Annotated in this window: 23 protein-coding genes; 18 read left to right on the top strand and 5 right to left on the bottom strand. The window is 71.5% G+C overall.

Features of this window, described 5'->3' with window-relative positions:
• Positions 1–168: 168 nt before the first annotated feature.
• The 7 genes from QC385_RS16745 to QC385_RS16715 all read left to right on the top strand — a co-directional run bounded on the left by QC385_RS16745 (position 169) and on the right by QC385_RS16715 (position 10,718).
• Positions 169–1,695, top strand: a complete 1,527-nt coding sequence (locus QC385_RS16745; RefSeq protein ID WP_279542133.1) for a leucyl aminopeptidase — start codon at positions 169–171, stop codon at positions 1,693–1,695.
• Positions 1,696–1,987: 292 nt separating this feature from the next.
• Complete coding sequence (gene lpdA, locus QC385_RS16740; RefSeq protein ID WP_279542132.1) at positions 1,988–3,376, top strand: dihydrolipoyl dehydrogenase; 1,389 nt, start codon at positions 1,988–1,990, stop codon at positions 3,374–3,376.
• A gap of 62 nt (positions 3,377–3,438) precedes the next feature.
• Positions 3,439–5,241 (top strand): 2-oxoglutarate dehydrogenase, E2 component, dihydrolipoamide succinyltransferase, encoded by a 1,803-nt coding sequence (gene sucB, locus QC385_RS16735; protein WP_279542131.1) that lies wholly within the window; start codon positions 3,439–3,441, stop codon positions 5,239–5,241.
• 253 nt (positions 5,242–5,494) lie between these two features.
• The gene (locus tag QC385_RS16730; protein WP_279542130.1) at positions 5,495–6,118 is read left to right on the top strand and encodes a GntR family transcriptional regulator; all 624 of its coding nucleotides are present in this window, start codon (positions 5,495–5,497) and stop codon (positions 6,116–6,118) included.
• Positions 6,119–6,386: 268 nt separating this feature from the next.
• The gene (aceE, locus tag QC385_RS16725; protein ID WP_279542129.1) at positions 6,387–9,089 is read left to right on the top strand and encodes a pyruvate dehydrogenase (acetyl-transferring), homodimeric type; all 2,703 of its coding nucleotides are present in this window, start codon (positions 6,387–6,389) and stop codon (positions 9,087–9,089) included.
• Between the two features lie 67 nt (positions 9,090–9,156).
• The gene (locus QC385_RS16720; RefSeq protein WP_279542128.1) at positions 9,157–10,143 is read left to right on the top strand and encodes a helix-turn-helix transcriptional regulator; all 987 of its coding nucleotides are present in this window, start codon (positions 9,157–9,159) and stop codon (positions 10,141–10,143) included.
• Between the two features lie 56 nt (positions 10,144–10,199).
• Positions 10,200–10,718 (top strand): DUF4240 domain-containing protein, encoded by a 519-nt coding sequence (locus tag QC385_RS16715; RefSeq protein ID WP_279542353.1) that lies wholly within the window; start codon positions 10,200–10,202, stop codon positions 10,716–10,718.
• Here QC385_RS16715 and QC385_RS16710 read toward each other — a convergent pair whose 3' ends face one another.
• Positions 10,719–10,937 carry a hypothetical protein gene (locus QC385_RS16710; protein WP_279542127.1) on the bottom strand — a complete coding sequence of 73 codons (219 nt, stop codon included), beginning with the start codon at positions 10,935–10,937 and terminating at the stop codon, positions 10,719–10,721.
• Complete coding sequence (locus QC385_RS16705) at positions 10,934–11,854, bottom strand: peptidoglycan recognition protein family protein (RefSeq protein ID WP_279542126.1); 921 nt, start codon at positions 11,852–11,854, stop codon at positions 10,934–10,936. Before QC385_RS16705 ends, QC385_RS16710 begins: the two co-directional genes overlap by 4 nt.
• Before the next feature lie 353 nt (positions 11,855–12,207).
• Here QC385_RS16705 and QC385_RS16700 point away from each other — a divergent pair, with 353 nt between their 5' ends.
• Positions 12,208–13,392 carry a MarP family serine protease gene (locus QC385_RS16700; protein WP_279542125.1) on the top strand — a complete coding sequence of 395 codons (1,185 nt, stop codon included), beginning with the start codon at positions 12,208–12,210 and terminating at the stop codon, positions 13,390–13,392.
• Positions 13,393–13,399: 7 nt separating this feature from the next.
• Here the strand turns inward: QC385_RS16700 and QC385_RS16695 are convergent, their stop codons facing one another.
• The gene (locus QC385_RS16695) at positions 13,400–13,897 is read right to left on the bottom strand and encodes a GNAT family N-acetyltransferase (protein WP_279542124.1); all 498 of its coding nucleotides are present in this window, start codon (positions 13,895–13,897) and stop codon (positions 13,400–13,402) included.
• Between the two features lie 71 nt (positions 13,898–13,968).
• Between QC385_RS16695 and QC385_RS16690 the strand changes: the two genes are divergently transcribed.
• Together QC385_RS16690 and QC385_RS16685 are read left to right on the top strand one after the other, a co-directional pair.
• Positions 13,969–14,871 carry a TIGR01777 family oxidoreductase gene (locus QC385_RS16690; RefSeq protein WP_279542123.1) on the top strand — a complete coding sequence of 301 codons (903 nt, stop codon included), beginning with the start codon at positions 13,969–13,971 and terminating at the stop codon, positions 14,869–14,871.
• Between the two features lie 237 nt (positions 14,872–15,108).
• Positions 15,109–16,515, top strand: coding sequence for an NAD(P)/FAD-dependent oxidoreductase (locus QC385_RS16685; RefSeq protein WP_279542122.1), 1,407 nt, complete (start codon positions 15,109–15,111; stop codon positions 16,513–16,515).
• Positions 16,516–16,603: 88 nt separating this feature from the next.
• Here QC385_RS16685 and QC385_RS16680 read toward each other — a convergent pair whose 3' ends face one another.
• Entirely contained in the window at positions 16,604–18,073 is a 1,470-nt protein-coding gene (locus tag QC385_RS16680; protein ID WP_279542121.1) for a regulator, read from the bottom strand.
• A 238-nt stretch (positions 18,074–18,311) separates the two neighbouring features.
• Here QC385_RS16680 and lipB point away from each other — a divergent pair, with 238 nt between their 5' ends.
• The 4 genes from lipB to QC385_RS16660 all read left to right on the top strand — a co-directional run bounded on the left by lipB (position 18,312) and on the right by QC385_RS16660 (position 21,479).
• Positions 18,312–19,163 (top strand): lipoyl(octanoyl) transferase LipB, encoded by an 852-nt coding sequence (lipB, locus tag QC385_RS16675; RefSeq protein ID WP_279542120.1) that lies wholly within the window; start codon positions 18,312–18,314, stop codon positions 19,161–19,163.
• A gap of 94 nt (positions 19,164–19,257) precedes the next feature.
• Positions 19,258–20,223: a lipoyl synthase gene (gene lipA, locus QC385_RS16670; protein ID WP_279542119.1), complete on the top strand. Its 966-nt coding sequence runs from the start codon at positions 19,258–19,260 to the stop codon at positions 20,221–20,223.
• A gap of 260 nt (positions 20,224–20,483) precedes the next feature.
• Complete coding sequence (locus QC385_RS16665; RefSeq protein WP_059413702.1) at positions 20,484–20,696, top strand: SCO2195 family GlnR-regulated protein; 213 nt, start codon at positions 20,484–20,486, stop codon at positions 20,694–20,696.
• 78 nt (positions 20,697–20,774) lie between these two features.
• Positions 20,775–21,479 (top strand): DUF4191 domain-containing protein, encoded by a 705-nt coding sequence (locus QC385_RS16660; protein WP_279542118.1) that lies wholly within the window; start codon positions 20,775–20,777, stop codon positions 21,477–21,479.
• Between the two features lie 130 nt (positions 21,480–21,609).
• Here the strand turns inward: QC385_RS16660 and QC385_RS16655 are convergent, their stop codons facing one another.
• Positions 21,610–22,077, bottom strand: coding sequence for an RDD family protein (locus QC385_RS16655; protein WP_010037124.1), 468 nt, complete (start codon positions 22,075–22,077; stop codon positions 21,610–21,612).
• A 210-nt stretch (positions 22,078–22,287) separates the two neighbouring features.
• On the opposite strand from QC385_RS16655, the gene glnA reads away from it, so the two are divergent.
• The 4 genes from glnA to htpX all read left to right on the top strand — a co-directional run bounded on the left by glnA (position 22,288) and on the right by htpX (position 25,736).
• On the top strand, positions 22,288–23,697 hold the full coding sequence (gene glnA, locus QC385_RS16650; RefSeq protein ID WP_086854677.1) for a type I glutamate--ammonia ligase: 1,410 nt from the start codon (positions 22,288–22,290) through the stop codon (positions 23,695–23,697).
• Positions 23,698–24,040: 343 nt separating this feature from the next.
• Positions 24,041–24,307 carry an SCO2583/SCO2584 N-terminal domain-containing protein gene (locus QC385_RS16645; protein ID WP_279542117.1) on the top strand — a complete coding sequence of 89 codons (267 nt, stop codon included), beginning with the start codon at positions 24,041–24,043 and terminating at the stop codon, positions 24,305–24,307.
• Positions 24,308–24,349: 42 nt separating this feature from the next.
• Positions 24,350–24,721 (top strand): signal peptidase I, encoded by a 372-nt coding sequence (locus QC385_RS16640; RefSeq protein ID WP_279542116.1) that lies wholly within the window; start codon positions 24,350–24,352, stop codon positions 24,719–24,721.
• Between the two features lie 97 nt (positions 24,722–24,818).
• A complete protein-coding gene (gene htpX / locus QC385_RS16635) occupies positions 24,819–25,736 on the top strand; it encodes a zinc metalloprotease HtpX (protein WP_059413752.1) in 918 nt (305 codons plus the stop codon).
• The last annotated feature ends 4 nt before the right edge of the window (positions 25,737–25,740 follow it).

Below are 25,740 nucleotides of genomic sequence, written 5' to 3'. Positions count from 1 at the left end.
GCGAGCGAACACGGCCGCGCGCGTAGTCTCGTCGTCGAGTGTTCGCCGCACCGGGGAAGGCCCCGTGATACCCGAACCCTGAGGTCGCAATAGGGTCGGCTGTCGGGCCCGGTCGACCCACACCGTTCGACCACAGCAACTTCACATCGGAAGCGAGATTTCACCACCGTGACTGCTCTCACTCTCAGCACCGCCGCGGCGCCCGGTCTGCGGGCCGACGCCATCGTGATCGGTGTCGCCAAGGGTGCCAAGGGGCCGGTCGTCGCGCCGGGCGCCGAGGCCGTGGACAAGGCGTACGACGGCAGGCTCGCCGGCGTTCTGGAGACCCTCGGCGCCTCCGGTGCCGAGGGCGAGGTGACGAAGCTGCCGGCACCGTCCGGCTTCAAGGCACCGCTCGTGCTGGCTGTGGGCCTGGGCCCGGTGCCCGAGAAGGACGCCGCCTACGACTCCGAGGCCCTGCGCAAGGCCGCCGGCATCGCCGCCCGCGCCCTGGCCGGCTCCAAGAAGGCCGCCTTCGCCCTCCCCCTGACGGACGCCGCCGACGCCGGCGCGATCGGGGAGGGCGCGCTGCTCGGCGCGTACTCCTTCGACGCCTACAAGGACAACGGCAAGGACCCCAAGGCGAAGAACGGCAAGGCCCCCCTCGCCGAGATCGCCCTGCTCGGCGGCAAGCCCCGCGACAAGGCGTACAAGGCCGCCGTCGAGCGTGCCGTCGCCGTGTCCGAGGAACTCAACCGCGCCCGCGACCTGGTCAACACCCCGCCCAACGACCTGAACCCCGAGTCGTTCGCCGCGATCGCCCAGGCCGCGGCCAAGGAGCACGGCATCAAGGTGCAGGTGCTCGACGTGAAGGCCCTGGAGAAGGGGGGCTACGGCGGCATCCTCGGCGTCGGGGCGGGCTCGGCGGCCGGTCCGCGCCTGGTGAAGCTGTCGTACACCTCCTCCAAGGCGAAGAAGCACCTCGCCTTCGTCGGCAAGGGCATCACGTACGACTCGGGCGGCATCTCGCTGAAGCCGGCCGGTCACAACGAGACGATGAAGTGCGACATGAGCGGCGCGGCCGCGGTGTTCGCCGCCGTCGTCGCCGCCGCGCGCCTCGGCCTGGAGGTCAACGTCACCGGCTGGCTGGCCCTGGCCGAGAACATGCCCTCCGGTTCCGCGACCCGTCCGGGTGACGTGCTGCGGATGTACAGCGGCAAGACGGTGGAGGTGCTCAACACCGACGCGGAGGGCCGGCTGGTGCTGGCCGACGCCCTGTGGGCGGCGTCCCAGGAGAAGCCGGACGCGATCGTGGACGTCGCGACGCTGACCGGGGCCATGGTGCTGGCGCTGGGGAACCGGACCTTCGGGATCATGGGCAACGACGACGCCTTCCGTACGGCTCTGTACGAGGCCGCGGAGGAGGTCGGGGAGCCGGCGTGGCCGATGCCGATGCCGGAGCACCTGCGCAAGGGGATGGACTCGCCCACGGCCGACATCGCGAACATGGGTGAGCGGATGGGCGGCGGACTGGTCGCCGGGCTGTTCCTGCGCGAGTTCGTGGGCGAGGGCATCACCTGGGCGCACCTCGACATCGCCGGGCCGGCCTTCAACGAGGGCGGGCCGTTCGGCTACACGCCGAAGGGCGGCACGGGCAGTGGCGTGCGGACGCTGGTCCGGCTCGCCGAGCTGACGGCCGCGGGTGATCTGGGCTGAGTCCCGCCTGAGAGCCCGCCTCTCGCCGGCTGTGTGGCGAGTGCGGGGGCGCGGGGGCTGTTCGCGCAGTTCCCCGCCCCCTGGAGGGGGCGCTGTCCTCCAGGAGCGTCTCTCATCTGAACGTGGGGCGTCTCACACAGCAGCCCGGCGTCTCCTTCTGTGCTGACAAGTGCGAAGATGGGGCTCGGCAGGACAGGGCCCCACCGAAGGGCCGAAGAACGAGCGGCCGGACACCAGCCGCCTGCCGGTCAGTGAAGACCGGCGTACGGCGCACATGCATGGAGGACGTGACGTGGCGAACGACGCCAGCACCGTTTTCGACCTAGTGATCCTCGGCGGTGGCAGCGGTGGTTACGCCGCGGCCCTGCGCGGGGCGCAGCTGGGCCTGGACGTCGCCCTGATCGAGAAGGACAAGGTCGGCGGCACCTGCCTGCACCGGGGATGCATCCCCACCAAGGCTCTGCTGCACGCGGGTGAGATCGCCGACCAGGCCCGCGAGAGCGAGCAGTTCGGTGTGAAGGCCACCCTCGAGGGCATCGACATCGCCGGCGTCCACAAGTACAAGGACGGCGTGATCGCCGGCCTCTACAAGGGGCTCCAGGGGCTCGTCGCCTCCCGCAAGGTGACCTACATCGAGGGTGAGGGACGACTGTCCTCCCCGACCTCCGTCGACGTGAACGGCCGGCGCGTCCAGGGCCGCCACGTCCTCCTCGCGACCGGCTCCGTGCCGAAGTCGCTGCCGGGTCTGGACATCGACGGCGACCGCATCATCTCCTCGGACCACGCCCTCGTCCTGGACCGTGTGCCGAAGTCCGCGATCATCCTCGGCGGCGGTGTCATCGGCGTCGAGTTCGCCTCCGCGTGGAAGTCCTTCGGCACCGACGTCACCATCGTCGAGGGCCTGAAGCACCTCGTCCCGGTCGAGGACGAGAACTCCTCCAAGCTTCTCGAGCGCGCGTTCCGCAAGCGCGGCATCAAGTTCAACCTGGGCACCTTCTTCGAGAAGGCCGAGTACACCCAGGACGGTGTCAAGGTCACCCTCGCCGACGGCAAGCAGTTCGAGGCCGAGATCCTGCTCGTCGCCATCGGCCGCGGCCCGGTCTCCCAGGGCCTGGGCTACGAGGAGCAGGGCGTCGCCATGGACCGCGGCTACGTCCTGGTCGACGAGTACATGCGCACCAACGTCCCGACCATCTCCGCCGTCGGCGACCTCGTCCCGACCCTCCAGCTCGCGCACGTCGGCTTCGCCGAGGGCATCCTGGTGGCGGAGCGTCTGGCCGGTCTGAAGACCGTTCCGATCGACTACGACGGTGTCCCGCGGGTGACGTACTGCCACCCGGAGGTCGCCTCCGTCGGTATCACCGAGGCCAAGGCCAAGGAGATCTACGGCGCGGACAAGGTTGTCGCTCTGAAGTACAACCTCGCGGGCAACGGCCGGAGCAAGATCCTGAACACGGCGGGCGAGATCAAGCTCGTCCAGGTCAAGGACGGTGCCGTGGTCGGCGTCCACATGGTCGGCGACCGCATGGGCGAGCAGGTCGGCGAAGCCCAGCTGATCTACAACTGGGAGGCGCTGCCCGCCGAGGTCGCGCAGCTCATCCACGCGCACCCGACGCAGAGCGAGGCGCTCGGCGAGGCCCACCTGGCCCTGGCCGGCAAGCCCCTCCACTCGCACGACTGATCCCTCGGTCGACGAAGCGACGACACAGACTTCCGCACTTTCCGTAAGGAGCAACCGAAACCATGGCGGTTTCCGTAACCCTTCCGGCGCTCGGAGAGAGCGTCACCGAGGGCACTGTCACTCGCTGGCTGAAGGCCGAGGGTGAGCGCGTCGAGGCCGACGAGCCGCTGCTCGAGGTGTCGACCGACAAGGTCGACACCGAGATCCCCTCGCCCGCCGCCGGTGTCCTGGCGTCCATCAAGGTCGCCGAGGACGAGACCGTTGAGGTCGGCGCCGAGCTGGCCGTCATCGACGACGGCACGGGCGCGCCCGCTGCCGCCCCGGCCCCGGCCGCCGAGCAGGTCGCCGAGCCCGCTCCCGAGCCGGCCGCGGCCGCCCCGTCCACCGAGCAGGCCGCCCCGGCGCCCGCTCCCACCGCGGACGCCGCCGCCGGCGGCGGCTCCGCCCAGGGCACGGACGTCGTCCTGCCCGCGCTGGGCGAGTCCGTCACCGAGGGCACCGTCACCCGCTGGCTGAAGTCGGTCGGCGACAGCGTCGAGGCCGACGAGCCGCTGCTCGAGGTCTCCACCGACAAGGTCGACACCGAGATCCCGGCGCCCGCCTCGGGCACGCTGCTGGAGATCGTGGTCGGCGAGGACGAGACCGCCGAGGTCGGTGCCAAGCTCGCCGTCATCGGCGAGGCGGGTGCCGCTCCGGCCGCCGCCCCGGCGCAGGAGGCCCCGGCCGCCCCGGCCCAGCCCGAGCCCACTCCGGCTCCGGCTCCGGCTCCGGCTCCGGCCCAGCCGGCCCCGGCCCCGCAGGCTCCGTCGGCCCCGGCTCCGCAGCAGCAGGTCACCCCGGCTCCCGACCCGGCCCCGGCCGCTCCTGCTCCCGCCCCGGCTCCGGCCCAGGCACCGGCCGCTCCGGCCGCCGCCCAGCCGGCCGACGACGGCGCCTACGTCACCCCGCTGGTGCGCAAGCTCGCCGCCGAGCACGGCGTCGACCTGTCCACCGTCAAGGGCACCGGCGTCGGCGGCCGTATCCGCAAGCAGGACGTCATGTCCGCCGCCGAGGCCGCCAAGGCCGCCGCCGCTGCCCCGGCCCCGGCCCCGGCCGCGGCCGCTCCGGCCGCCGCGAAGAAGGCCCCCGCGCTGGAGGCGTCCCCGCTGCGCGGCCAGACCATCAAGATGCCGCGGATCCGCAAGGTCATCGGCGACAACATGGTCAAGGCCCTGCACGAGCAGGCCCAGCTGTCCTCGGTCGTCGAGGTCGACGTCACCCGCCTGATGAAGCTGCGCGCCCGTGCCAAGGACGCGTTCGCGGCCCGTGAGGGCGTCAAGCTCTCCCCGATGCCGTTCTTCGTCAAGGCCGCGGCCCAGGCGCTGAAGGCGCACGCGCCCGTCAACGCCAAGATCAACGAGGCCGAGGGGACCATCACCTACTTCGACACCGAGAACATCGGTATCGCGGTGGACTCCGAGAAGGGCCTGATGACCCCGGTCATCAAGAACGCCGGTGACCTCAACCTCGCCGGTATCGCCAAGGCCACGGCCGAGCTGGCGGGCAAGGTCCGCGCCAACAAGATCACCCCGGACGAGCTGTCCGGCGCGACCTTCACCATCTCCAACACCGGGTCGCGCGGCGCGCTCTTCGACACGATCATCGTGCCGCCGGGCCAGGTCGCCATCCTCGGCATCGGCGCCACGGTCAAGCGCCCCGCCGTCATCGAGACGGAGGACGGCCCGGTCATCGGCGTCCGCGACATGACGTACCTGACCCTGTCCTACGACCACCGCCTGGTGGACGGCGCCGACGCCGCCCGTTACCTGACGGCGGTCAAGGCCATCCTGGAGGCGGGCGAGTTCGAGGTCGAGCTCGGCCTCTGACCTGCCTCACGGTTGTACGGTGCCCCGTCCGGATTTCCCGGGCGGGGCACCGTCGTATCCAGGGGCGCCGGGCTGTATCGATGTGCGGCTCCGCCGCGTGGGCGCGACAAGCCACAGACGACGGCGAGCCGAACGGCAAGCCACACCCCCCGTGTAAGCCTCGTCTCACCTGCACCAAAGCGCCGTCACCCACCCCACCCGCGGAGCGAACCGGCCGTATTGTCTAAGCGTCAATCCCGCCTAAGGAGCCTTCATGACCGCGCCCGTCGTCCACTCGCTGCGCGAGCAGATCCGCGAGCACATCCTGGAGGGGATCATCAGCGGACGCTGGCAGCCGGGCGAGCGGATCGTGGAGCGGCGCATCGCCACGGAACTGGAAGTCAGCCAGACACCCGTACGCGAGGCCCTGCGCGAGCTGGAGTCCCTGCGCCTGATCGAGTCCGCTCCGAACAAGGGCGTCCGCGTACGGAACCTGACCGCCGCCGACCTGGAGGAGAGCTACCCGGTCCGGGCAGGCCTCGAGGCCATCGCCGCGGAACTGGCTGCCCAGGGCCTCGCCGAGGACTGCTCGGCCCTGGAACCCCACGTCAGCGCCCTGTACGAGGCCGACCGCATGTCCGACGGCACGGCCCAGGTCCGCCACACCGTCGCCTTCCACCGCGAACTGGTCCGCGCCGCGGGCAACTCCGTCCTGCTGCACACCTGGGAAGGCCTCGGCATCGAGGTGTTCACGGCCCTGTCCATCCGCTGGCTGGGCACGCAGCAGCAGTCCTACGCCGAGGAGCACGAGGAGCTGGTCGCCGCCTTCAAGCGCCGTGACCCCCGGATCGCGGAACTCGTGAAGGCGCACGTCCTGGGCTGCGCGCCCCGGGCGTGACACCCGAGCACACGCCCGCTCAAACGCCTCCCGACCTGCGAAAACCGTCCGAAAAACCGTCACCGCGTGCCACCTCCGGAGGCACCCCGTGCCTACTTTCTCGTGATCAAGAGGTTTTGCTCCTCAACCCTTTGATCGATCATCGATCAGCGAGTTACAGTCGCCGACGGGCTTGCCACCCAAGCTCCAGCCCTGTCCTGCCAAAGACAAAGGGCACCCCCGATCCCCTTACGTGAGGGAACCCCCTTCGACTGAGGAAGGCGGCGACATGACCGACCCCAACGCCATCCAGCCGAGCGAGCTCGACCAGCTCCCGGACCGGGACCCGGAGGAGACCGCCGAATGGCAGGCCTCCCTGGACGCGGTGACCGAGGCGGCCGGGCCGCACCGTGCCGCGTACCTGATGCGGCGCACGCTGGAGCGTGCCGAGGGCGCCGGCATCGCGCTGCCGAAGCTCCTGGAGACGGACTACGTCAACTCCATCCCCACCGCCGCCGAGCCGGCCGTGCCCGGTGACGAGGCGATGGAGCAGCGGATCACCGCGTGGAACCGCTGGAACGCGGCCGCGATGGTCACCCGGGGCAGCAAGTACGGCGTCGGCGGCCACATCGCCACCTTCGCCTCCGCCGCCTGGCTGTACGAGACCGGCTTCAACCACTTCTTCAAAGGCAAAGAGGCCGACGGCTCCGGCGACCAGCTCTACATCCAGGGCCATGCCTCCCCCGGCATCTACGCCCGCGCGTTCCTCGACGGCCGTCTGAACGAGGAGCAGCTCGACAACTTCCGCCGCGAGTCGGGCGGCAACGGCCTGCCGTCCTACCCGCACCCGCGCCGGCTGCCCTGGCTGTGGGAGTTCCCGACCGTCTCCATGGGTCTGGGCCCGCTCTCCGCCATCTACCAGGCGCGCTTCAACCGCTACCTCACCAACCGCGGCATCAAGGACACCTCCGCCTCGCACGTGTGGGCGTTCCTCGGCGACGGCGAGATGGACGAGCCCGAGTCCACGGCGGCCCTCGCCCTGGCGGCCCGTGAGGAGCTGGACAACCTCACGTTCGTCATCAACTGCAACCTCCAGCGCCTCGACGGCCCGGTCCGCGCCAACTTCAAGATCGTGCAGGAGCTGGAGGCCCAGTTCCGCGGCGCCGGCTGGAACGTCATCAAGACGCTGTGGGGCACGGCCTGGGACGAGCTGTTCCGGCTGGACACCACGGGCGCGCTCGTACGCCGTCTGCGCCAGGTACCGGACGCGCAGATCCAGACGTACCAGACCCGCGACGCCGCCTACATCCGCCAGGACTTCTTCGGCGGCGACCCGGCGCTCGTGGAGATGGCGAAGCTGCTGAGCGACGACAAGATCCTCGAGTGCTTCCACTTCTCGCGCGGCGGTCACGAGGCGCGCAAGGTGTACGCCGCGTACAAGGCGGCCGTCGAGCACAAGGGCGCGCCGACCGTGATCCTGGCCCAGACGGTCAAGGGCCACACCCTCGGCGAGGGCTTCGCGTCGAAGAACGCCAACCACCAGATGAAGAAGCTCTCGGTGGACGAGTTCAAGAACATGCGCGACCTGCTCGGCCTGCCGATCAAGGACAGCGACTTCGTCGACGGCGTGGTGCCCTACGGCCACCCGGGCGCCGACTCCCCCGAGGTCCGCTACCTCCAGGAGCGGCGTGCCGCCCTCGGCGGTCCGGCCCCGGCCCGCCGCGTCCACCCGGTCGCGCCGCTGCCCGCCCCCGCGGAGAAGGCGTTCGCCTCCTTCGACAAGGGCTCCGGCTCGCAGAACGTGGCCACCACCATGGCGTTCGTCCGCCTGGTGAAGGACCTGGTCCGCGACAAGGAGACCGGCAAGCGCTGGGTGCCGATCGTCCCGGACGAGGCGCGCACCTTCGGTATGGAGAGCCTCTTCCCGTCCCTGGGCATCTACTCGCCCAAGGGCCAGACGTACGAGCCGGTCGACCGCGACCAGCTGATGTACTACAAGGAGGCCCAGAACGGGCAGATCCTCAACGAGGGGATCACCGAGGCCGGTTCGATGGCCGACTTCATCGCCGCTTCGACGTCGTACGCGACGCACGGCGAGACGATGATCCCGTTCTACATCTTCTACTCGATGTTCGGCTGGCAGCGCACGGCCGACCAGATGTGGCAGCTCGGCGACCAGCTCGGCCGCGGCTTCCTCGTGGGCGCCACGGCGGGCCGCACGACGCTGACCGGTGAGGGCCTCCAGCACGCCGACGGCCACTCCCCCGTCATCGCCGCGACGAACCCGGCGGCGCTGACGTACGACCCGGCGTTCGCGTACGAGGTCGCGGCCATCGTCAAGGAGGGCCTGCGCCGGATGTACGGCGAGGCGGCCCCGGGCGAGGACCAGAACGTCTTCTACTACCTGACGGTCTACAACGAGCCGCTGCCGCAGCCCGCGAAGCCGTCCGTCGACGGCATCGACGAGGGCATCGTCAAGGGCCTGTACCGCTTCAACACGGCGGAGTCGGCGGGCATCACGCCTCCGGCCAACGCCCCGCGGATCCAGCTGCTCGGCTCCGGTACGGCGATCCACTGGGCGCTCAAGGCCCAGCAGCTCCTTGCCGAGGAGTGGGGCGTGGCGGCCGACGTCTGGTCGGCGACCTCGTGGAGCGAGCTGCGCCGGGACGCCCTGGAGGCGGACGAGGCACTGCTGCGCGGCGAGGAGCGGATGCCGTTCGTCCGGCAGGCGCTCCAGGGCGCCGAGGGCCCGGTGCTGGCGGTCTCCGACTACATGCGCCAGGTCCCGGACCAGATCGCGCAGTGGGTCGAGCAGGACTGGTCCTCGCTGGGCGCCGACGGCTTCGGCCTCTCGGACACCCGCGAGGCGGCCCGCCGCCACTTCGGTGTCGACGCCGAGTCGATCGTCGTCGCGGCCCTGGCCCAGCTCGCCAAGCGCGGCGAGGTCAAGGCGACGGCCGTGAAGGAAGCTCGCGCGAAGTACGGCCTGTAAGGCCTTACAGGCTGTCCGGCAGGAGGCTCCCGCTGCGGCGGGGGCCTCCTCCTGCATGATGTGCTGCATGCGCGCTGCCCGGCTCATCAAGATGGTGCTGCTGCTCCAGTCCCGGCCCTCCATGACGGCCGCCGAGCTCGCCCGTGAGCTGGAGGTGTCGGAGCGGACGGTCACACGGGACGCCCAGGCGCTGTCGGAGGCGGGTGTGCCGGTGTACGCGGACCGGGGCCGGGCCGGCGGCTACCGGCTGGTCGGCGGGTACCGGACGCGGCTGACCGGGCTGCACCGCGGCGAGGCCGAGGCGCTGTTCCTGTCCGGGGTGCCGGGGGCGCTGCGCGAGATGGGCCTGGAGGACGCGGCCTCGGCGGCCCGGCTGAAGGTGTCGGCGGCACTGCTGCCGTCCCTGCGGGACGCGTCGAGGACGGCGGCGCAGCGGTTCCACCTGGACGCGCCGAACTGGTTCAAGGAGCCGAAGACGCCCGCGCTGCTGCCGGCGGTCGCCGACGCGGTGTGGGACGACCGGCGGGTCACCGCGCGCTACCGGCGCGGTGAGGAGGAGGTCGTCCGGGAGCTGGAGCCGTACGGGCTCGTGCTGAAGGCGGGCGTCTGGTACCTGTGCGCCCGGGTGGCCGGGGGCGGGTCCTTCCGGGTGTACCGGATCGACCGGTTCACGGCGGTGGACCCGGGCGAGGAGCGCTTCGAGCGGGAGCCGGAGTTCGACCTGCCGGCCTTCTGGGAGGAGCGGGCGGAGCAGTTCGCGCGGTCCATCCTGCGGGCCCGGGTCGTGGTCCGGCTGTCCCCCGACGGTGTGCGCCGGCTGCCGTACACCCTCGACTCGCTGTCCGCCCGCGAGGCCCTGGCGGACGCGGACGCCCCGGACGAGGACGGCTGGGTGACGATGGCCCTTCCGGTGGAGTCCGAGGAGGTCGCCCACACCCAGCTGACGGCGCTGGGCCCGGAGGTGGAGGTACTGGCGCCCGAGAGCCTGCGGGAGCGGTTCGCCGGGGACGCGCTGCGGCTGGCCGGGCTGTACCACCGCCAGGACGGCGTATAACGATCCCGCGCACTCCGGGTGCGCCCCCGTGCCCCAGGGCCGATGCTGGACCCGTGATGGACGAGACGGAGTTCTGGGAGCTGGTGGACGACACCCGGGAGGCCGCCGAGGGCGACCCGGAGGAGCAGGCCGACCTGCTCGTGGAGCGGCTCACGCAGAAGGACCCGGACTCGGTCCTGGACTTCGCCCGGCACTTCGAGTCCCGCTACAGCCGCGCCTACCGCTGGGACCTGTGGGGCGCCGCCTGGGTGCTGCTCGACGGGGCGAGCGACGACGCCTTCGACTTCTTCCGGTGCTGGCTGATCGGTCAGGGCCGCCATGTCTTCGAGGGCGCCGTGCACGATCCGGACTCGCTCGCCGAGCTGCTGGACGACTTCGACGAGGAGATCGACGGCGACGGCGAGGAGCTCGGCTACGCGGCGGACGAGGCCTACGAGCAGCTCACCGGCACGGTCGCCCCCGATCTGGGGATCCCGCCCGCGCCCCCGGAACCCGAGGGCACCCCGCTCGACTTCGAGAACGAGGACCTGCTCGCCGAGCGCTATCCCCGGCTGTGGGATCGCTTCAGGGGCTGATCAGGCGGCCCGGCGGCGGCTCGCGTCGGACGGCGGGTACGCCTGCGTCCGGTCGGCCGTGACCGCGTGGTGCAGCGGGGCGGCGTTGGCCTGGTCGAGGGCGGACGCGGTGGCCGCGGCCGGGCCCAGGACGACCGTCGCGACCGCGCGGAGCACCGCCCAGGGGCCGCGTGGGGCCCCGGCTCGGGTCCCCGGGTTCCTCGTACGGCCGTTGTTCATGGTCCCCACCTCCGGTCGGCTGCCTGTGGTGGTGACCGTAGGGTGCCGGGATCCGAGGACCCTGCGCGCCGGCTGTGGCCTTCCTGTGGGCCCGTCGGCCGGCCCTGCAGGCGGGCGGCCAGTCGCCTGATCTCCGGCAGCCGGGCGTGCAGGGCGGCGCCCGGGCAGCTGGTCATGTAGCCGTCGTTGTGGCCGGCGAGGGCGGGCAGCTCGGCGGTGGAGCCGGCCGCGTACCGGCTCAGGCCGTTGCTGGACACCAGACGGACGCTCGCCCGCGGGTCGGTGCCGGTCAGGCCCAGCTTCCAGGCGGACAGCGCGGCGACGGCGTGGATCATCGCCCGGGGTACGGGCGTGCCCGCGGTGAAGGTGCCGAGGGCGGCGATGCCGGTGGTGCCGTGGTTGAAGCCCTGGGTGTGGGCGCCGGTGACGGCCCGGTCGACGCCGCCGGCGCGGCCCTCGTAGACGGTGCCGCAGCGGTCGACGACGAAGTTGTAGCCGATGTCGTCCCAGTCTCGGGTGCCGGTCTGGCCGGTGTAGAGGTGGCGGAGGATGCGTGGCGCGTCGGCGCAGTCGTAGCCGTTGGGCGAGTCGGTGTGGTGGACGAAGACGGCGGCGACCCGGTTGTCGTAGCGCGGGCGCGGCTGCTTGCGGGCGGCGTCGCCCAGCCACTGCGACCGCGGCACGATGTGCGGGCGCGGGGCCGTGTAGGGCGTGGCGGCGGGGCGGTGCGTCGCCGTGCGGCCGCCGGTCTCGGCGGCGTGCTCGACGCCGTGGGCGCACAGCACCAGCGCCACGACGGCGGCGACGCCCGGCAGGCAGCCGAGCAGCACCCGGGCCGCGCGCGGCGCTCCGGCTATGCCGGGTGTCCCGGCGGCGCGGTGCCTGCGCGTACCCCGCCGTCTTCGCAAGACACGCATGATCCCACTGTCGGCCTGATCGGGTCCGCCCGCGATGTGTGATCTGCCACCCGGTGGAACCATCGTCACGGTCCGCGACGTTTTTCCGAGTGCACGCGTGCGTGGCCGGTTCTGATCATCCACGGGCGTGTGACTGATCACCGGGCCCTTCCCCCACGTACTAGGGGGTGTCTGCAAGTCCCGTGCGGTGCCCGCGGTGTTCGGTGCGTGCCCTCGGCGTGCCGGACGAAGGCCCTCGTAGCGGAGCTACTTGGGTCTTTGGCCGGTGCGGCCAGGGTGCGTGCCGGGCGCCGTGGGTGCTGTGCGGGACTTGCAAACACCCCCTGGGGGTTCCAACAGAAAGGCGGCGTTGCGTGGACCTGCTCGACATCCTGCTGTTGCTGGTCGTCCTGGCCTACGCGGCATCCGGCTACCGGCGCGGGCTGGTGGCCGGCTGTGTGTCGCTCGCGGGCTTCGTGGGCGGTGCGGTCGTCGGCGTGTGGATCCTGCCGTGGGTGATGGACCTGGTGCCGCCGGCCACGACGCGCGCGACGGTGACGGCGGTGCTCACGGTGCTGCTCCCGGCGGTGGTGGGGCACGAGCTGGCGGGGCGCCTCGCGCTCAGGCTGCGGCGGGAGCTGGACCGGGGGCCGCTTCGAGTGGCGGACGGGATCGGCGGGGCGGTGGCCAACGCGGTCGCGGTCCTGATCGTGGCGTGGGTGGCCGCGAGCGTCCTGGGCGCTTCCTCGTCGCCGCTGGTCACCTCGGCGATCCGGGACTCGCGGCTGCTCGGCGCCGTGCAGCGGACGATGCCGGACACCACGCCGGCCTGGTTCTCGGGGGCCACGTCCGCGCTGACCGAGGCGGGCTTCCCGCAGGTCTTCAACCCGTTCGAGAACGAGTCGACCGCCGAGGTCGCCGAGCCCTCCGGCGACAGCGTCACGGCGGCCGCCACCAACGCCGCCAAGCTGAGCACGGTCAAGGTCGAGGGCGTCGCGGGCACCCAGGGCCGCGAGGGCAGCGGGTTCGTGTACGCGCGGGAGCACGTGATGACCAACGCCCACGTCGTGGCCGGCATCGACGAGCCGACCGTGCAGATCGGCGGGGTCGGGCGGACGTACGAGGCGCGGGTGGTGTTCTTCGATCCGCAGAAGGACGTGGCCGTGCTGTACGTGCCGGGTCTCAAGGCGCCCGTGCTCCGCTTCGACGACGAGGCCCGGCGCGGCGACTCGGCGGTCGTCGCGGGCTATCCGCAGGACGGCGACCTGAACCTCCAGGCGGCGACGGTCGCGAACCGGGTCCGGGCGACGGGGCAGAACATCTACAACGACGACACCGTCACCCGCGAGATCTACTCGATCCGCTCCACCGTCCGTCCCGGCAACTCCGGCGGTCCCCTCCTGACCACGGACGGCCGGGTCTTCGGCGTGGTCTTCGCCCGCTCCACCTCGGACGCCGAGACGGGCTACGTGCTGACGGCGGCCGAGGTCTCCTCCGACGCCGAGCGCGCGGCGAACGCGACGGCGCCGGTGGACACGGGCGAGCTGGCCGAGTCGTAGCCCGGGCTCAGAGGGAGCGCCCCATCAGCACATCGTCGACGTACGTCCCGTCGAGCAGGAACTCCTCGGGCAGGATCCCCTCCACCACGAATCCCTCGGCCTCGTAGAGCCCCCGGGCCGGGGTGTTGTGGGCGAGGACGCGCAGGGTGAGGCGGCGGGCGCCGCGCCGGCGGGCCTCGTCCACGGCGGCCCGGACCAGCGCCCGCCCGACACCCCGGCCGCGCGCCTCCTCCGAGACGGCGAGGCCCTGGATCTGCCGGACGTGCCGGTTCACGTCGAGCGGCGTCGGGAAGCCGAGTTGCACGTAGCCCGCCAGGCGGTCACCGAGTTCGGCGACCAGGCAGTCCTCGGGGGTGTGCCGCTCGCTGAAGAACGGCGGGTACGGCGGCTGCGGCCTGGGCGTCACCGCGTGCAGGTGCGACCACGCGAGACGGTCCAGCAGGGCCAGCCCTTCGCCGTCGTCGGGCACCGGGGTGCGGATACGGAGTTCGCGGGGCTCGGGCATGGGCGTCACCCTAGGTCGCGAGGGCCGTGGCCCGACAGCGGTTTCCGGCGGGCGCCGGGCAGGATGGGCCCATGGAACGCTCACGTATCGCAGTGGCCGGCGCGTCCGGTCTCATCGGTGGCGCCCTGGCGCGGTCCCTGGCCGCGGACGGGCACGAGGTGGTGCGCCTCGTGCGCCGTGCGCCCCGGGCGGCGGACGAGGTCCGGTGGGATCCCGAGGGCGGGCGCGCGGACGCGGCCGGGCTCGCCGGGTGCGACGCGGTGGTGAACCTGGCCGGCGCGGGCGTCGGCAACCGCCGCTGGACGGACGCCTACAAGCAGCGGATCCGCGACAGCAGGGTGAACGGCACGGCGGCGCTCGCCCGGGCGGTCGCCTCGCTGGACGAGAAGGACCGGCCGCGGGTCTTCGTGAACGGCAGCGCCATCGGCTACTACGGCGAGACCGGGGACCGGGCCGTCGACGAGAGCGCGCCGACGGGCGAGGGTTTCCTTCCCGAGCTGTGTGTGGAGTGGGAGGCCGCCACCGCACCGGCCCAGGAGGCCGGTGTGCGCACGGTGTTCACCAGGACCGGGCTGGTCGTGTCCCGCGAGGGCGGTGCCTGGGGGCGGCTGTTCCCGCTGTTCCGGGCCGGGCTCGGCGGGCGGATGGGCGACGGGCGGCAGTACTGGTCGTTCGTCGCGCTGCACGACGAGGTCGCCGCGATCCGGCATCTCATCGACACCGACGGCCTGTCCGGGCCGTTCAACATCACCGCCCCGCACCCCCTGACGAACCGTGAGATCACGGCCGTGATGGGGCGCGTGCTGCACCGCCCGACGCTGTTCGCCGTGCCCGAGCCCGTCCTGCGGAGCGTGCTCGGCGAGATGGCCGGGGATGTGCTCGGCAGCGCCCGGATCCTGCCGACGCGATTGCTGGAGTCGGGGTTCCGGTTCGCCTTCCCGGAGATCGAGGGGGCGATCCGGGCGGCGTTGTGACGGGCCACCGAGACGCGACCGACGGTTCCCAGACAGCTCTCCGCGCCGCACACCAGCCCCCTGTGACCACTTCACGCCCAGAAGACCTCCGTATGCGACCGCTGTGCGACCGTGCCCTGCCGATGCGCGACTCCCCCTGACCGATCGCGGCCCTACTCTCGACCAGAACTCGCGTATCCCTGGGGCCTGTTGAGGGCATGACGTCTCCAGCGCCCGCGCAACCTCGAGGAGGGGCACGTGCTTGAGCCCGCTTACCAGGCGGACGTGGTCGTCGTGGGGGCCGGGGTCGCCGGACTCTCGGCCGCGCACCGGCTGACCAGCGCAGGAGTGACGACCATGGTCCTGGAGGCCGCCCACGGGGTCGGCGGCCGCATGGCGACGGAGAAGGTCGACGGCTTCCGGCTCGACAGAATCGGCCAGTTGCTGTCCACGGCGTACCCGGAGCTACGGCTGACACCAGGTCTCGGCGGGCTCGTGCTGCGCCCCTTCGCGCCCGGTGTCCTGCTGCACGGCGACGGACGCCACCATCGCGCGGGCGTCCAGGCGGGCACCAGGGGCGCACGGGGCGCACTGCACGCGGTGCGCGCCCTGGCGAGCGCCCCCCGGCCGCCGTCCGCGCCCAGGCCGCCCAGGAGGCCGGTGGCGGTGCCCGGGCGGCAGGTCTCCGCGCCCCGGAGCCGGTCCGGTGCCCCGCTGGGCACGGCGGTCGACCAGGCCCGCCTGGGGGCCGCCCTGACCCGGCTGGCGGGCACACCGGCCGAACGGCTGCTGGCCCGCCCGGAACTGCCCGCCAGCGAGGCCCTGGCGGCCCGCGGGCTGCCCGCCCGGACGATCGACGGCTTCCTGCGTCCGCTGCTCGCCGCTCTGCTGTGCGACCCGGACCTGACGACGTCCAGCCGGTGCGCGGACCTCGCGCTGCGCGCCTTCGCGAGCGGCCGGCTGTGCCTGCCCGAGGGCGGTGCCGAGGCCCTGCCCGAGCTGCTGGCGAGCACGTTGCCGGCGGGCACCGTGCACACCGGCGTGCGCGTCACCTCCGTCTCCACGACCTCGGTGACCACCGCCGAGCACGGCGAGATCCGCTGCCGGGCGGTACTGGTGGCGACCGGCGCCAGGGCCGCCGCCGAACTGCTGCCCGGGCTGCGGGTGCCGGACTTCCACCCGGTGACGGTGGTGCACCACACGACCGACGAGCCGCCGGGGACGGGGGCGTCGCTGTTGCTCGACGCGGATCTGGGTGGACCGGTCGCGCATACGGCTGTGGTCAGCCGGATCGATCCGTCCCGTGCTCCGGCGGGGCGGGCGCTGGTGTCGTCCACGGTGCTGGGGCGGCCGCCGGGGGACGTCGACACGGCCGTGCGGATGCATCTGGCACGGCTGTACGGAGTGCCGACGGCCCGGTGGGAGACGTTGGCCGTGCATCACACGGCGGAGGCCGTGCCGGTGATGCGGCCGCCGCATGATCTGCGGCGGCCGGTGCGGTTGCTTGCGGGCCTGTACGTGTGTGGGGATCACCGGGACACCAGTACGGTCCAGGGCGCTCTGCACTCCGGGCATCGGGCGTCTGCGGCGATCTTGGCGGACTTGGGGGCGGGGCGGTCCATGCATGTTGCCGACCCTGTGCCGACCGTGCCCCGGGCTGCATAGGCATTTCGTCGAGTGCGGGCGCATGGGGGTTGTTCGCGCCCACGCGGCGGAGCCGCAAATCGACACAGCCCCGCGCCCCTAAGAGCCTCTACCCAAGGGCCGCTACTTTGTCGCGGTAAGTCCGCACCGGCGCCGCGTCCTTGTACGGCTCCAGCCTGCGCTCGAAGTCCCTCACGTACTCCACCGCCCGTACCGAGCGCATCTCCGCGGCCTGCCCCGCCGCCTCCGCGGCCAGTTGGCAGGCCTGGTCGAGCTCGCCGAGGCCGAGGCGGGCGGTGGCGAGGACGACGCGGCAGAACAGGCGGCTGCGGGCGTAGGACGGGGCGCGGAGCTGGAGCGAGCGCTCCGCGTGCTGGGCGGCGGCGCGGAACTGCTGAAGGTCCCGGTGGCAGTGCCCGAACTCGTCGGCGAGCTGCGCCTCGTCGAAGAACCTCGCCCAGTGCGGTACGTCGTCCCCCGGCCGGGCCGTCTCCAGGGCGCGCTCGGCGCGGACCAGTGCGGCCGTGCAGGCCCGCACCTCGCCGAGCACGCCGTGTCCGCGTGCCTCGGAGGCGTGCAACAGGGCCTGCACGACGGGCGGGCCGGAGGTGCCGACGCCCTGCTGGGCCACCCGGGCGAGCTGCACCGCCTCCCGCCCGTGCCCGAGGTAGACGGCCTGCCGGCTCATGGTGACCAGCACGTACGCCCCGTACGTCCGGTCCCCGGCCGCCTGGGCGAGCCGGAGCGCCTGCACGAAGTAGCGCTGGGCGAGGCCGTGCGCGGCGATGTCGTACGACGTCCAGCCCGCGAGCCGGGTCAGGTCGGCGGCGGCGGCGAACAGCCGGCGGCCGGTCTGCTCGCCGTAGGTGCCGCGCAGCATGGGCTCGCACTCGTGCTCCAGGTAGCGCACGAGGGCCTGGCGGGCGTGGCCGCCGCCGTAGGCGTCGTCGAGGGTGCGGAACAGCTCGCCGACCGAGCGCAGGGCGGCGATGTCGCCGGCGGTCACCTTCTGGCCGGGTCCGCGTTCGGCCTGCCCGCGCTGGCGGGGCAGGGACGGCACGCCCGGCTCGGCCGAGGGCCGGAGGGCGCGCCCCTGGGCCGGGATGCGGGCGGCGGGCGGCTCACCACGGGCCACCTTCTCGTCGGCCCGGCCGATCAGCCAGTCCCGGCTGGGCACGACGAGCCCGGCCGGCGTGAAGGCGATCTTGCGCAGCTCGGCGTGGCTGCCGGAGTCCTTGCGCCACAGCCCGCTGACGATGTCGACGGCCTCCTCGGGGGTGGACGCGAACTCCAGCCCCGCGTAGACGGGCGCGCAGGCGTCCAGGCCGAGGTCCTGGGCGGTGAGGCGGCGGCCCAGGCGCCGGGTGAAGACCTCGGCGATCAACGCGGGCGTGGTACCCCTGGGCTGCTGGCCGCGCAGCCACCGGGTGACGGATGTCTTGTCGTATCTCAGGTCGAGCCCGTGTTCGAGACCGAGCTGATCCACGCGACGGGCGAGACCCGCGTTGGAGAACCCCGCTTCTGCGATGAGCGCGGCGAGCTGTCGGTTGGGGGTGCGCTGCGCGGGTCGTTCCGTCATGGTGCGGTGCGGTCTCCTGCCTTCCGGTGTGGGTGATCTGCCGGATTGCCTGTGAGCAGGCCTTATGGCTTGCTGGACGGCGCGAATGTAGCGGAGAGTAAGCACCCCATCACACATTTTCCCGGACATTCATCCGATCGTGTGAGGATTGACCCCAGGACTGACGTGTCCGGGCCGGACGTACAGTGGCTTGGGCGCGATACGTGCCTGACACACCCGTCCGAGGGAGGCGCTTGCCGTGAGTGGGTTGCGGTTCGTCCGCATGGGGTTCGGTGACGAGGCCGTCGAGTACCAGGAAGCGTGGGACGAACAGCGCCGGGTGCACGCGGCGCGCTTCGCGGACGAGGTCCCCGACACCGTGCTGCTCCTGGAGCACCCCCCTGTCTACACGGCGGGACGGCGCACGGCGGACAACGAGCGGCCCCTCGACGGCACGCCGGTCATCGACGTGGACCGCGGCGGCAAGATCACCTGGCACGGCCCCGGCCAGCTCGTGGGCTACCCGATCCAGAAGCTTCCGCGCCCGGTGGATGTCGTGGCCCACGTACGCCGCCTCGAAGAGGCCCTGATCCGCACCTGCGCGGAGTTCGGCCTGGAGACCACCCGGGTCGAGGGCCGCAGCGGGGTGTGGGTCCTGGGCGACCCGGTCGAGCGGCGCCCGGCCCCATGTGGAGGGGCAGCGCGCAGCGCTTCGGCTGAGGGTGGTGGCGGGCGACGGGCGGGACTGGCCCTGGACTTCGATCCGCGGCTGCACGACGAGGAGTTCGACCCGCGCCTGAACGGCCCGGAGTACGCGCCGTCCAACGCGGGCCAGCGCCGCGAGGACCGCAAGATCGCCGCGATCGGCATCCGCGTGGCCAAGGGCGTCACCATGCACGGCTTCTCGCTCAACGTGAACCCGGACAACAAGTGGTTCGACCGGATCATCCCGTGCGGCATCCGTGACGCGGGGGTCGCCTCGCTGGCGAGCGAACTGGGCCGCGACGTCACGATCGAGGAGGTCCTGCCGGTCGTCGAGCGGCACCTGAGGGACATCCTGGAGAACGCCGAGCTGAAGCCCCGGGAGATCGAGAAGACGCCGGCGGCATAAAACGGGCCGTGGAGGGGCTGGCACCCACACAGGCTTTCAAATCAACGGGCGTACCCTTGGGGGCGCCGAAGAATCAATCGCTAGGGAGCCGGTCGTGTCCGCAGTCGCACCCGACGGACGCAAGATGCTGCGCCTGGAGGTCCGCAACAGCCAGACCCCCATCGAGCGCAAGCCCGAGTGGATCAAGACCCGGGCGAAAATGGGCCCCGAGTACACCAAGATGCAGAACCTCGTGAAGAGCGAGGGCCTGCACACGGTCTGCCAGGAAGCCGGCTGCCCCAACATCTACGAGTGCTGGGAGGACCGCGAGGCCACCTTCCTCATCGGCGGCGACCAGTGCACCCGGCGCTGTGACTTCTGCCAGATCGACACCGGCAAGCCCGAGGCGCTCGACCGCGACGAGCCCCGCCGAGTGGGTGAGTCCGTGGTCACCATGGACCTGAACTACGCCACGATCACCGGCGTCGCCCGCGACGACCTGGAGGACGGCGGCGCCTGGCTGTACGCGGAGACGGTCCGCCAGATCCACCAGCAGACGGCGAACCGCGAGGCCGGCCGGACGAAGGTCGAGCTGCTCGCGCCCGACTTCAACGCCGTCCCGGAACAGCTGGAGGAGGTCTTCTCCTCCCGTCCCGAGGTCTTCGCGCACAACGTCGAGACGGTCCCGCGGATCTTCAAGCGGATCCGCCCCGGCTTCCGCTACGAGCGCTCCCTGAAGGTCATCACCGAGGCCCGCGACTACGGCCTGGTCACCAAGTCGAACCTGATCCTCGGCATGGGCGAGACCCGTGAGGAGGTCAGCGAGGCGCTGAAGCAGCTGCACGAGGCGGGCTGCGAGCTGGTCACCATCACGCAGTACCTGCGGCCCTCGGTGCGCCACCACCCGGTGGAGCGCTGGGTCAAGCCGCACGAGTTCGTGGAGCTGAAGGACGAGGCCGAGCAGATCGGCTTCTCCGGTGTGATGTCGGGCCCGCTGGTGCGGTCCTCGTACCGTGCCGGGCGGCTCTACCAGATGGCCATGGAGCAGCGGGACGCGCGCATCGCGGCCCAGGCGGTCTGACGGACCGTCACCGCCCTTCCCGGCAAAGGGGCGGACAAGCGTGTGAATTCGCGCACAAGACGCTACCCGCCGGTAGCGACCGATTTGACGCGGTCCTGACCGTCCTCGCAGATGAGGGCACATGTCAGGACCGCGTCGTCGTTCGACGGTTCCCAACCAGGGCTTCATGGGTGTTTGACCGGCCGGTCATGCCCTGGTAACACCAATCAGTGACGCTGAACTCACAGCACGTACACCGCTCCCGAGGGGGGACCTCACCCATGCAGGCCGCGCCCGTTCGCGCCACCGCGATTCCGTCCTTCACCACCGCCCTGCGTGCCGTCGAGTCGCTGCTGCTGAGCAGCGGTCAGCGCACCGCCCGCCGCAACGCCTGGACCTCCGTGCTGGAGGACCGCCGTCGCGCCAAGGACCGGGTCGAGGCACAGCGCGTCCTCGACCAGTCCGTCTCCCGGTCCCTCTCCGTCCACCCCTGAGGCCCGCCCCCTCCCCCGCGAGCGCTCCCGCGGACACTGCCGTCGAAGGCGCTTGTGGGGCCACGTAGACTTCGGGGCATGGCGAGGAAGGAAACCGCAGCGGACGCTGCGAACACCGGGCGACTGAAGCAGATCGCCCTGACCTACAAGATGACCCGCAGGGCCGACAAGAAGATCGGTCTTGTACTCGCGGCAGTCGGAATCGTCACCTTCGGTGTCTTCCTCGCGATCGGTTTCTTGATCGGTCACCCCATCTATGCCGGCATCCTGGGCCTCCTGCTCGCCTTCCTCGCGACGGCGATCGTGTTCGGGCGCCGGGCCGAGCGGGCCGCCTTCGGGCAGATGGAGGGCCAGCCCGGTGCCGCGGCGGCGGTGCTCGACAACATCGGCCGGGGGTGGACGACGACCCCCGCGGTGGCGATGAACCGCAACCAGGACGTGGTGCACCGCGCGGTCGGCAAGGCCGGCATCGTGCTGGTCGCCGAGGGCAACCCGAACCGGGTGAAGTCGCTGCTCGCCGCCGAGAAGAAGAAGATGAACCGCATCGTCGCGGACGTCCCGGTGCACGACCTGGTCGTGGGCACGGGCGAGGGCCAGGTCGAGCTGAAGAAGCTGCGCACGACCATGCTGAAGCTGCCCCGCGTACTGACCGGCCCGCAGGTCACCGCCACCAACGACCGGCTGCGTGCCCTGGGCGACCTGATGAGCAACATGCCGCTGCCGAAGGGGCCGATGCCCAAGGGCATGCGGATGCCGAAGGGCGGCGGGCCGAAGGCGCGCTGACCATCCGCATCCCATGAGTGAAGGGGCGGCCGGAGTGATCCGGCCGCCCCTTCACTCATGTCCGTTCGGGCATGCCCGAACGTTCATATCCGATCGGGCATGCCCGATCGCGCGTGTCAGATCGTGGGTGTCAGATGCGGACCTCGACCGTGCCCGCCAGCCGGTCGTGCAGGCCCCGGCCGTCGCGGTCCCAGATCAGGGCGGGGATCGCGAGGAAGAGCAGGACCGTGCGCAGCACCGCCCGCCACGGGCTGACGCGGCCGGTGTCCAGGGCGAGCACCCGCAGGCCGAGGAGCCGCTTGCCCGGCGTGAAGCCGACCGTACCGACCGTGAGCACCATCAGGGCGAACATGATGAGCGGCGCCCAGATCTGGGCCGCTTCGTTGTAGCTCTGGGTGATGAGACCGTATGCGATCAGGAGGCTCAGGCCCCAGTCCACGGCGAGGGCGCCGAGCCGCCGCCCCGGGCGGGCGATCGAGCCGGGTCCCTCCTCGGGCAGACCGAGCTGCTCACCCCGGTATCCGAAGTCGACACCGGCCTCTTCCGCCGCCGCGCGGGGCCCGGAAAGCCACGATCCGAGTGCTTGCCTGTTGTCCACCCGTCCACGGTACTGCGCCCGTAAATGACCAGGGCACGGCGGGGTGCGTCGGGGCTACGGTGGAAGGTGAGCCGGTTAACTTGTGCGAAACAAATGAGTCACGCCCGAGAAACCACCCGTCCCTAGGGTCGAGGTCAGCGTGTGCCACCCGCACTGGCCGCACGAACGAACTACCACCCCGGCGGGACGGTCGGGAGTAGGAGGAGCTGGATGTTCCAGAACGCCGACGAGGCCAAGAAGTTCATCGCGGACGAGGACGTCAAGTTCATCGACGTCCGCTTCTGCGACCTGCCGGGCGTGATGCAGCACTTCACGGTGCCTGCTGAGGCGTTCGACGCGGACGAGGAGCTGGCCTTCGACGGCTCGTCCATCCGCGGCTTCCAGGCCATCCACGAGTCCGACATGGCGCTGCGCGCGGACCTGTCGACCGCCCGTGTCGACCCGTTCCGCCGTGACAAGACGCTGAACATCAACTTCTTCATCCACGACCCGATCACGGGCGAGCAGTACTCCCGTGACCCGCGCAACGTGGCGAAGAAGGCTGAGGCCTACCTCGCCTCCACCGGGATCGCCGACACGGCGTACTTCGGCCCCGAGGCCGAGTTCTACGTCTTCGACTCGGTCCGTTTCGCGACCACCGCGAACGAGTCCTTCTACCACATCGACTCCGAGGCCGGCGCCTGGAACACCGGTGCCCTCGAGGACAACCGTGGTTACAAGGTCCGCTACAAGGGCGGCTACTTCCCGGTCCCGCCGGTCGACCACTTCGCCGACCTGCGCGCCGAGATCTCCCTGGAGCTGAACCGCGCCGGCCTCCAGGTCGAGCGCCAGCACCACGAGGTGGGCACCGCCGGCCAGGCCGAGATCAACTACAAGTTCAACACGCTGCTCGCCGCCGCCGACGACCTCCAGCTCTTCAAGTACATCGTGAAGAACGTCGCGTGGAAGAACGGCAAGACGGCGACCTTCATGCCGAAGCCGATCTTCGGTGACAACGGCTCGGGCATGCACGTCCACCAGTCCCTGTGGACGGGCGGCTCCCCGCTGTTCTACGACGAGGCCGGTTACGCGGGCCTGTCGGACACCGCCCGCTACTACATCGGCGGCATCCTCAAGCACGCCCCGTCGCTGCTGGCCTTCACCAACCCGACGGTGAACTCGTACCACCGCCTGGTCCCCGGCTTCGAGGCCCCGGTGAACCTGGTCTACTCGCAGCGCAACCGCTCCGCGGCCATGCGTATCCCGATCACGGGCTCGAACCCGAAGGCCAAGCGCGTCGAGTTCCGCGCGCCCGACTCCTCCGGCAACCCGTACCTGGCGTTCTCGGCGCTGCTGCTCGCGGGCCTGGACGGCATCAAGAACAAGATCGAGCCGGCCGAGCCGATCGACAAGGACCTGTACGAGCTGGCTCCCGAGGAGCACGCGGGCGTCCCGCAGGTCCCGACCTCGCTCCCGGCCGTCCTCGACTCCCTCGAGGCCGACCACGAGTTCCTCCTCCAGGGCGACGTGTTCACGCCGGACCTGATCGAGACGTGGATCGACTACAAGCGCACGAACGAGATCGCGCCGCTTCAGCTGCGTCCGCACCCGCACGAGTTCGAGCTGTACTTCGACGTCTAAAAAGCGGCGTCGAGTGTTCCGGACGGTAAGTCCGTGAACGCGTCCTGATCCGTCGCCAAGGACGTTACGAGGGCCGCCACCCCGACCACGGGGTGGCGGCCCTCACTCATTCGGCCAGGCGCCGGGGCGGCGGCAGGCGTTCATTCCTGGCCCGATCACGGCGGCAGCATTCACCTACGATCACGCGAGTTCCTCCCCCGGTCCGGAGATCATCCGGGTCTGGCGTGAGGTACGCCGGAAACTGGGCGGCGGCGCCGGTGGTTCCGAGGAATCGGGCTTCACAGACGGGACACGGTCGCGGGATCATTGACGCTGACACTGTTGTTCGAGAGAGGGAACGGGGATGTCCGAGCAGGACGAGAGCCGGCGCGAGTTCGACCTCAGATGGGCGGACAGCGCCGAGCACAAGGAGCCCTCCGCGCGGGCCCGTATGCTCGCCGCGCGCTGGAAGCACAATCCGCCCGGGCCCGTGCCCTTCCGGCCCGAGCCCGACCACAGGGGCTCCGGTCGCCGGTCCCGCTCGTCGTGGGTGTCGACGGTCGTGGTGCTCGGTTGTGTGGCCGCGGTGATCGTGCTGCTCGGGTACATCAACTTCCGGGCGCCGTACTAGGGCGAGCGTTGGCCGGGCGAGGTGGCTGCTAGCGTCCGGCCCGTGGATGACGGTGTGTACGTGGGCAACGCGGGCAAGGACGCCGCGCTGGACCGGGGGTGGCTCCTCGGGCACTTCAAGGACGTCGGCGATCCGCGCCACAGCGAGGCCGTCGAGGTCAAGTGGGGGGTCCACCCGGCCGGCGACGAACGGTCGCGGTGGGTGCGGGGTGAGGAGCGGACCGCGCTGCTGGTGCTCGTCAGCGGGCGGTTCCGGGTGGAACTCCCCGGCCGCAGTGTCCTGCTGGAGCGGCAGGGGGACTACGTCGTGTGGGGGCGCGGGGTCGATCACTCCTGGTTCGCCGAGGAGGAGTCGGTGGTGCTGACGGTCCGGTGGCCGTCCGTGCCCGGGTACGCGGTGTCCGGAGACGGCTGACGGCTTTGCCTGGCCCGGGGATGATCGCGACCCGTTCATGGGCGGGGGCGGGTGCACACTGGCAGAGGGACGAGTGCCTGACTGCGGGGTGATGCAGATGCACAGCCGTTTCCGGAGCGACCGGCGGTTGACCACCCGTATGGGGATCACACTGTTCCTGCTCGGGCTGGTGTACGTGGGGTTCGTCGCGGCGCTGATCGTGCTGCTGAAATCGTGGGTGCTGGTCGTGGTCGTCGCGGCGGCGGTGCTCGGGGCCCAGTACTGGTTCTCGGACCGGGTCGCGCTGTTCGCGATGCGCGGGCGGGTCGTGGAGCGCGAGGAGTATCCCGAGCTGCACGGGGTCGTGGACCGGCTGTGCGCCATCGCGGACATGCCCAAGCCGGTGGTGGCCGTGTCCGATATGGACATGCCGAACGCGTTCGCGACCGGGCGGAACCCCGACCATGCCGTGGTCTGTGTGACGACCGGGCTCCTCAGGCGCCTGGAGCCGGCCGAGCTGGAGGGCGTGCTCGCGCACGAGCTGTCGCACGTGGCGCACAAGGACGTCGCGGTGATCACGGTCGCCTCGTTCCTCGGTGTGCTCGCGGGCCTGATCGTGCGGTTCGCCTTCTACTCGCAGCTGTTCGGCGGGGGCCGCAGGGACCAGAACACGGCGGTGGTCTTCGCCGCGGTGATGGGGGTGTCGGCGGCCGTGTACGCGGTGAGCTTCCTGCTGATCCGGTCCCTGTCCCGGTACCGGGAGCTGGCCGCGGACCGCGCGGCGGCGCTGCTCACCGGCCGGCCCTCGGCGCTGGCCTCCGCCCTCACCAAGGTGTCGGGGGACATCGCCCGCATCCCGACGAAGGACCTGCGCACGGCCCAGGCCTTCAACGCCTTCTACTTCACACCGGCGCTGGGCCGCGAGCCCGGTGTCGCGCGGCTCTTCTCGACGCACCCGAGCCTGGAACAGCGGCTCGACCAGCTGGGCCGGATCTCCGCCGAGCTGGGCGAGGCGGCGGCGCCCGGAGGGGTGTGAGCGA

Source organism: Streptomyces sp. DH10 (assembly GCF_029813805.1).
GTDB classification, from domain to species: domain Bacteria; phylum Actinomycetota; class Actinomycetes; order Streptomycetales; family Streptomycetaceae; genus Streptomyces; species Streptomyces coeruleofuscus.
Note: the sequence above shows the minus strand (reverse complement) of the source record. Positions and strands in the feature narration are given on the sequence as shown.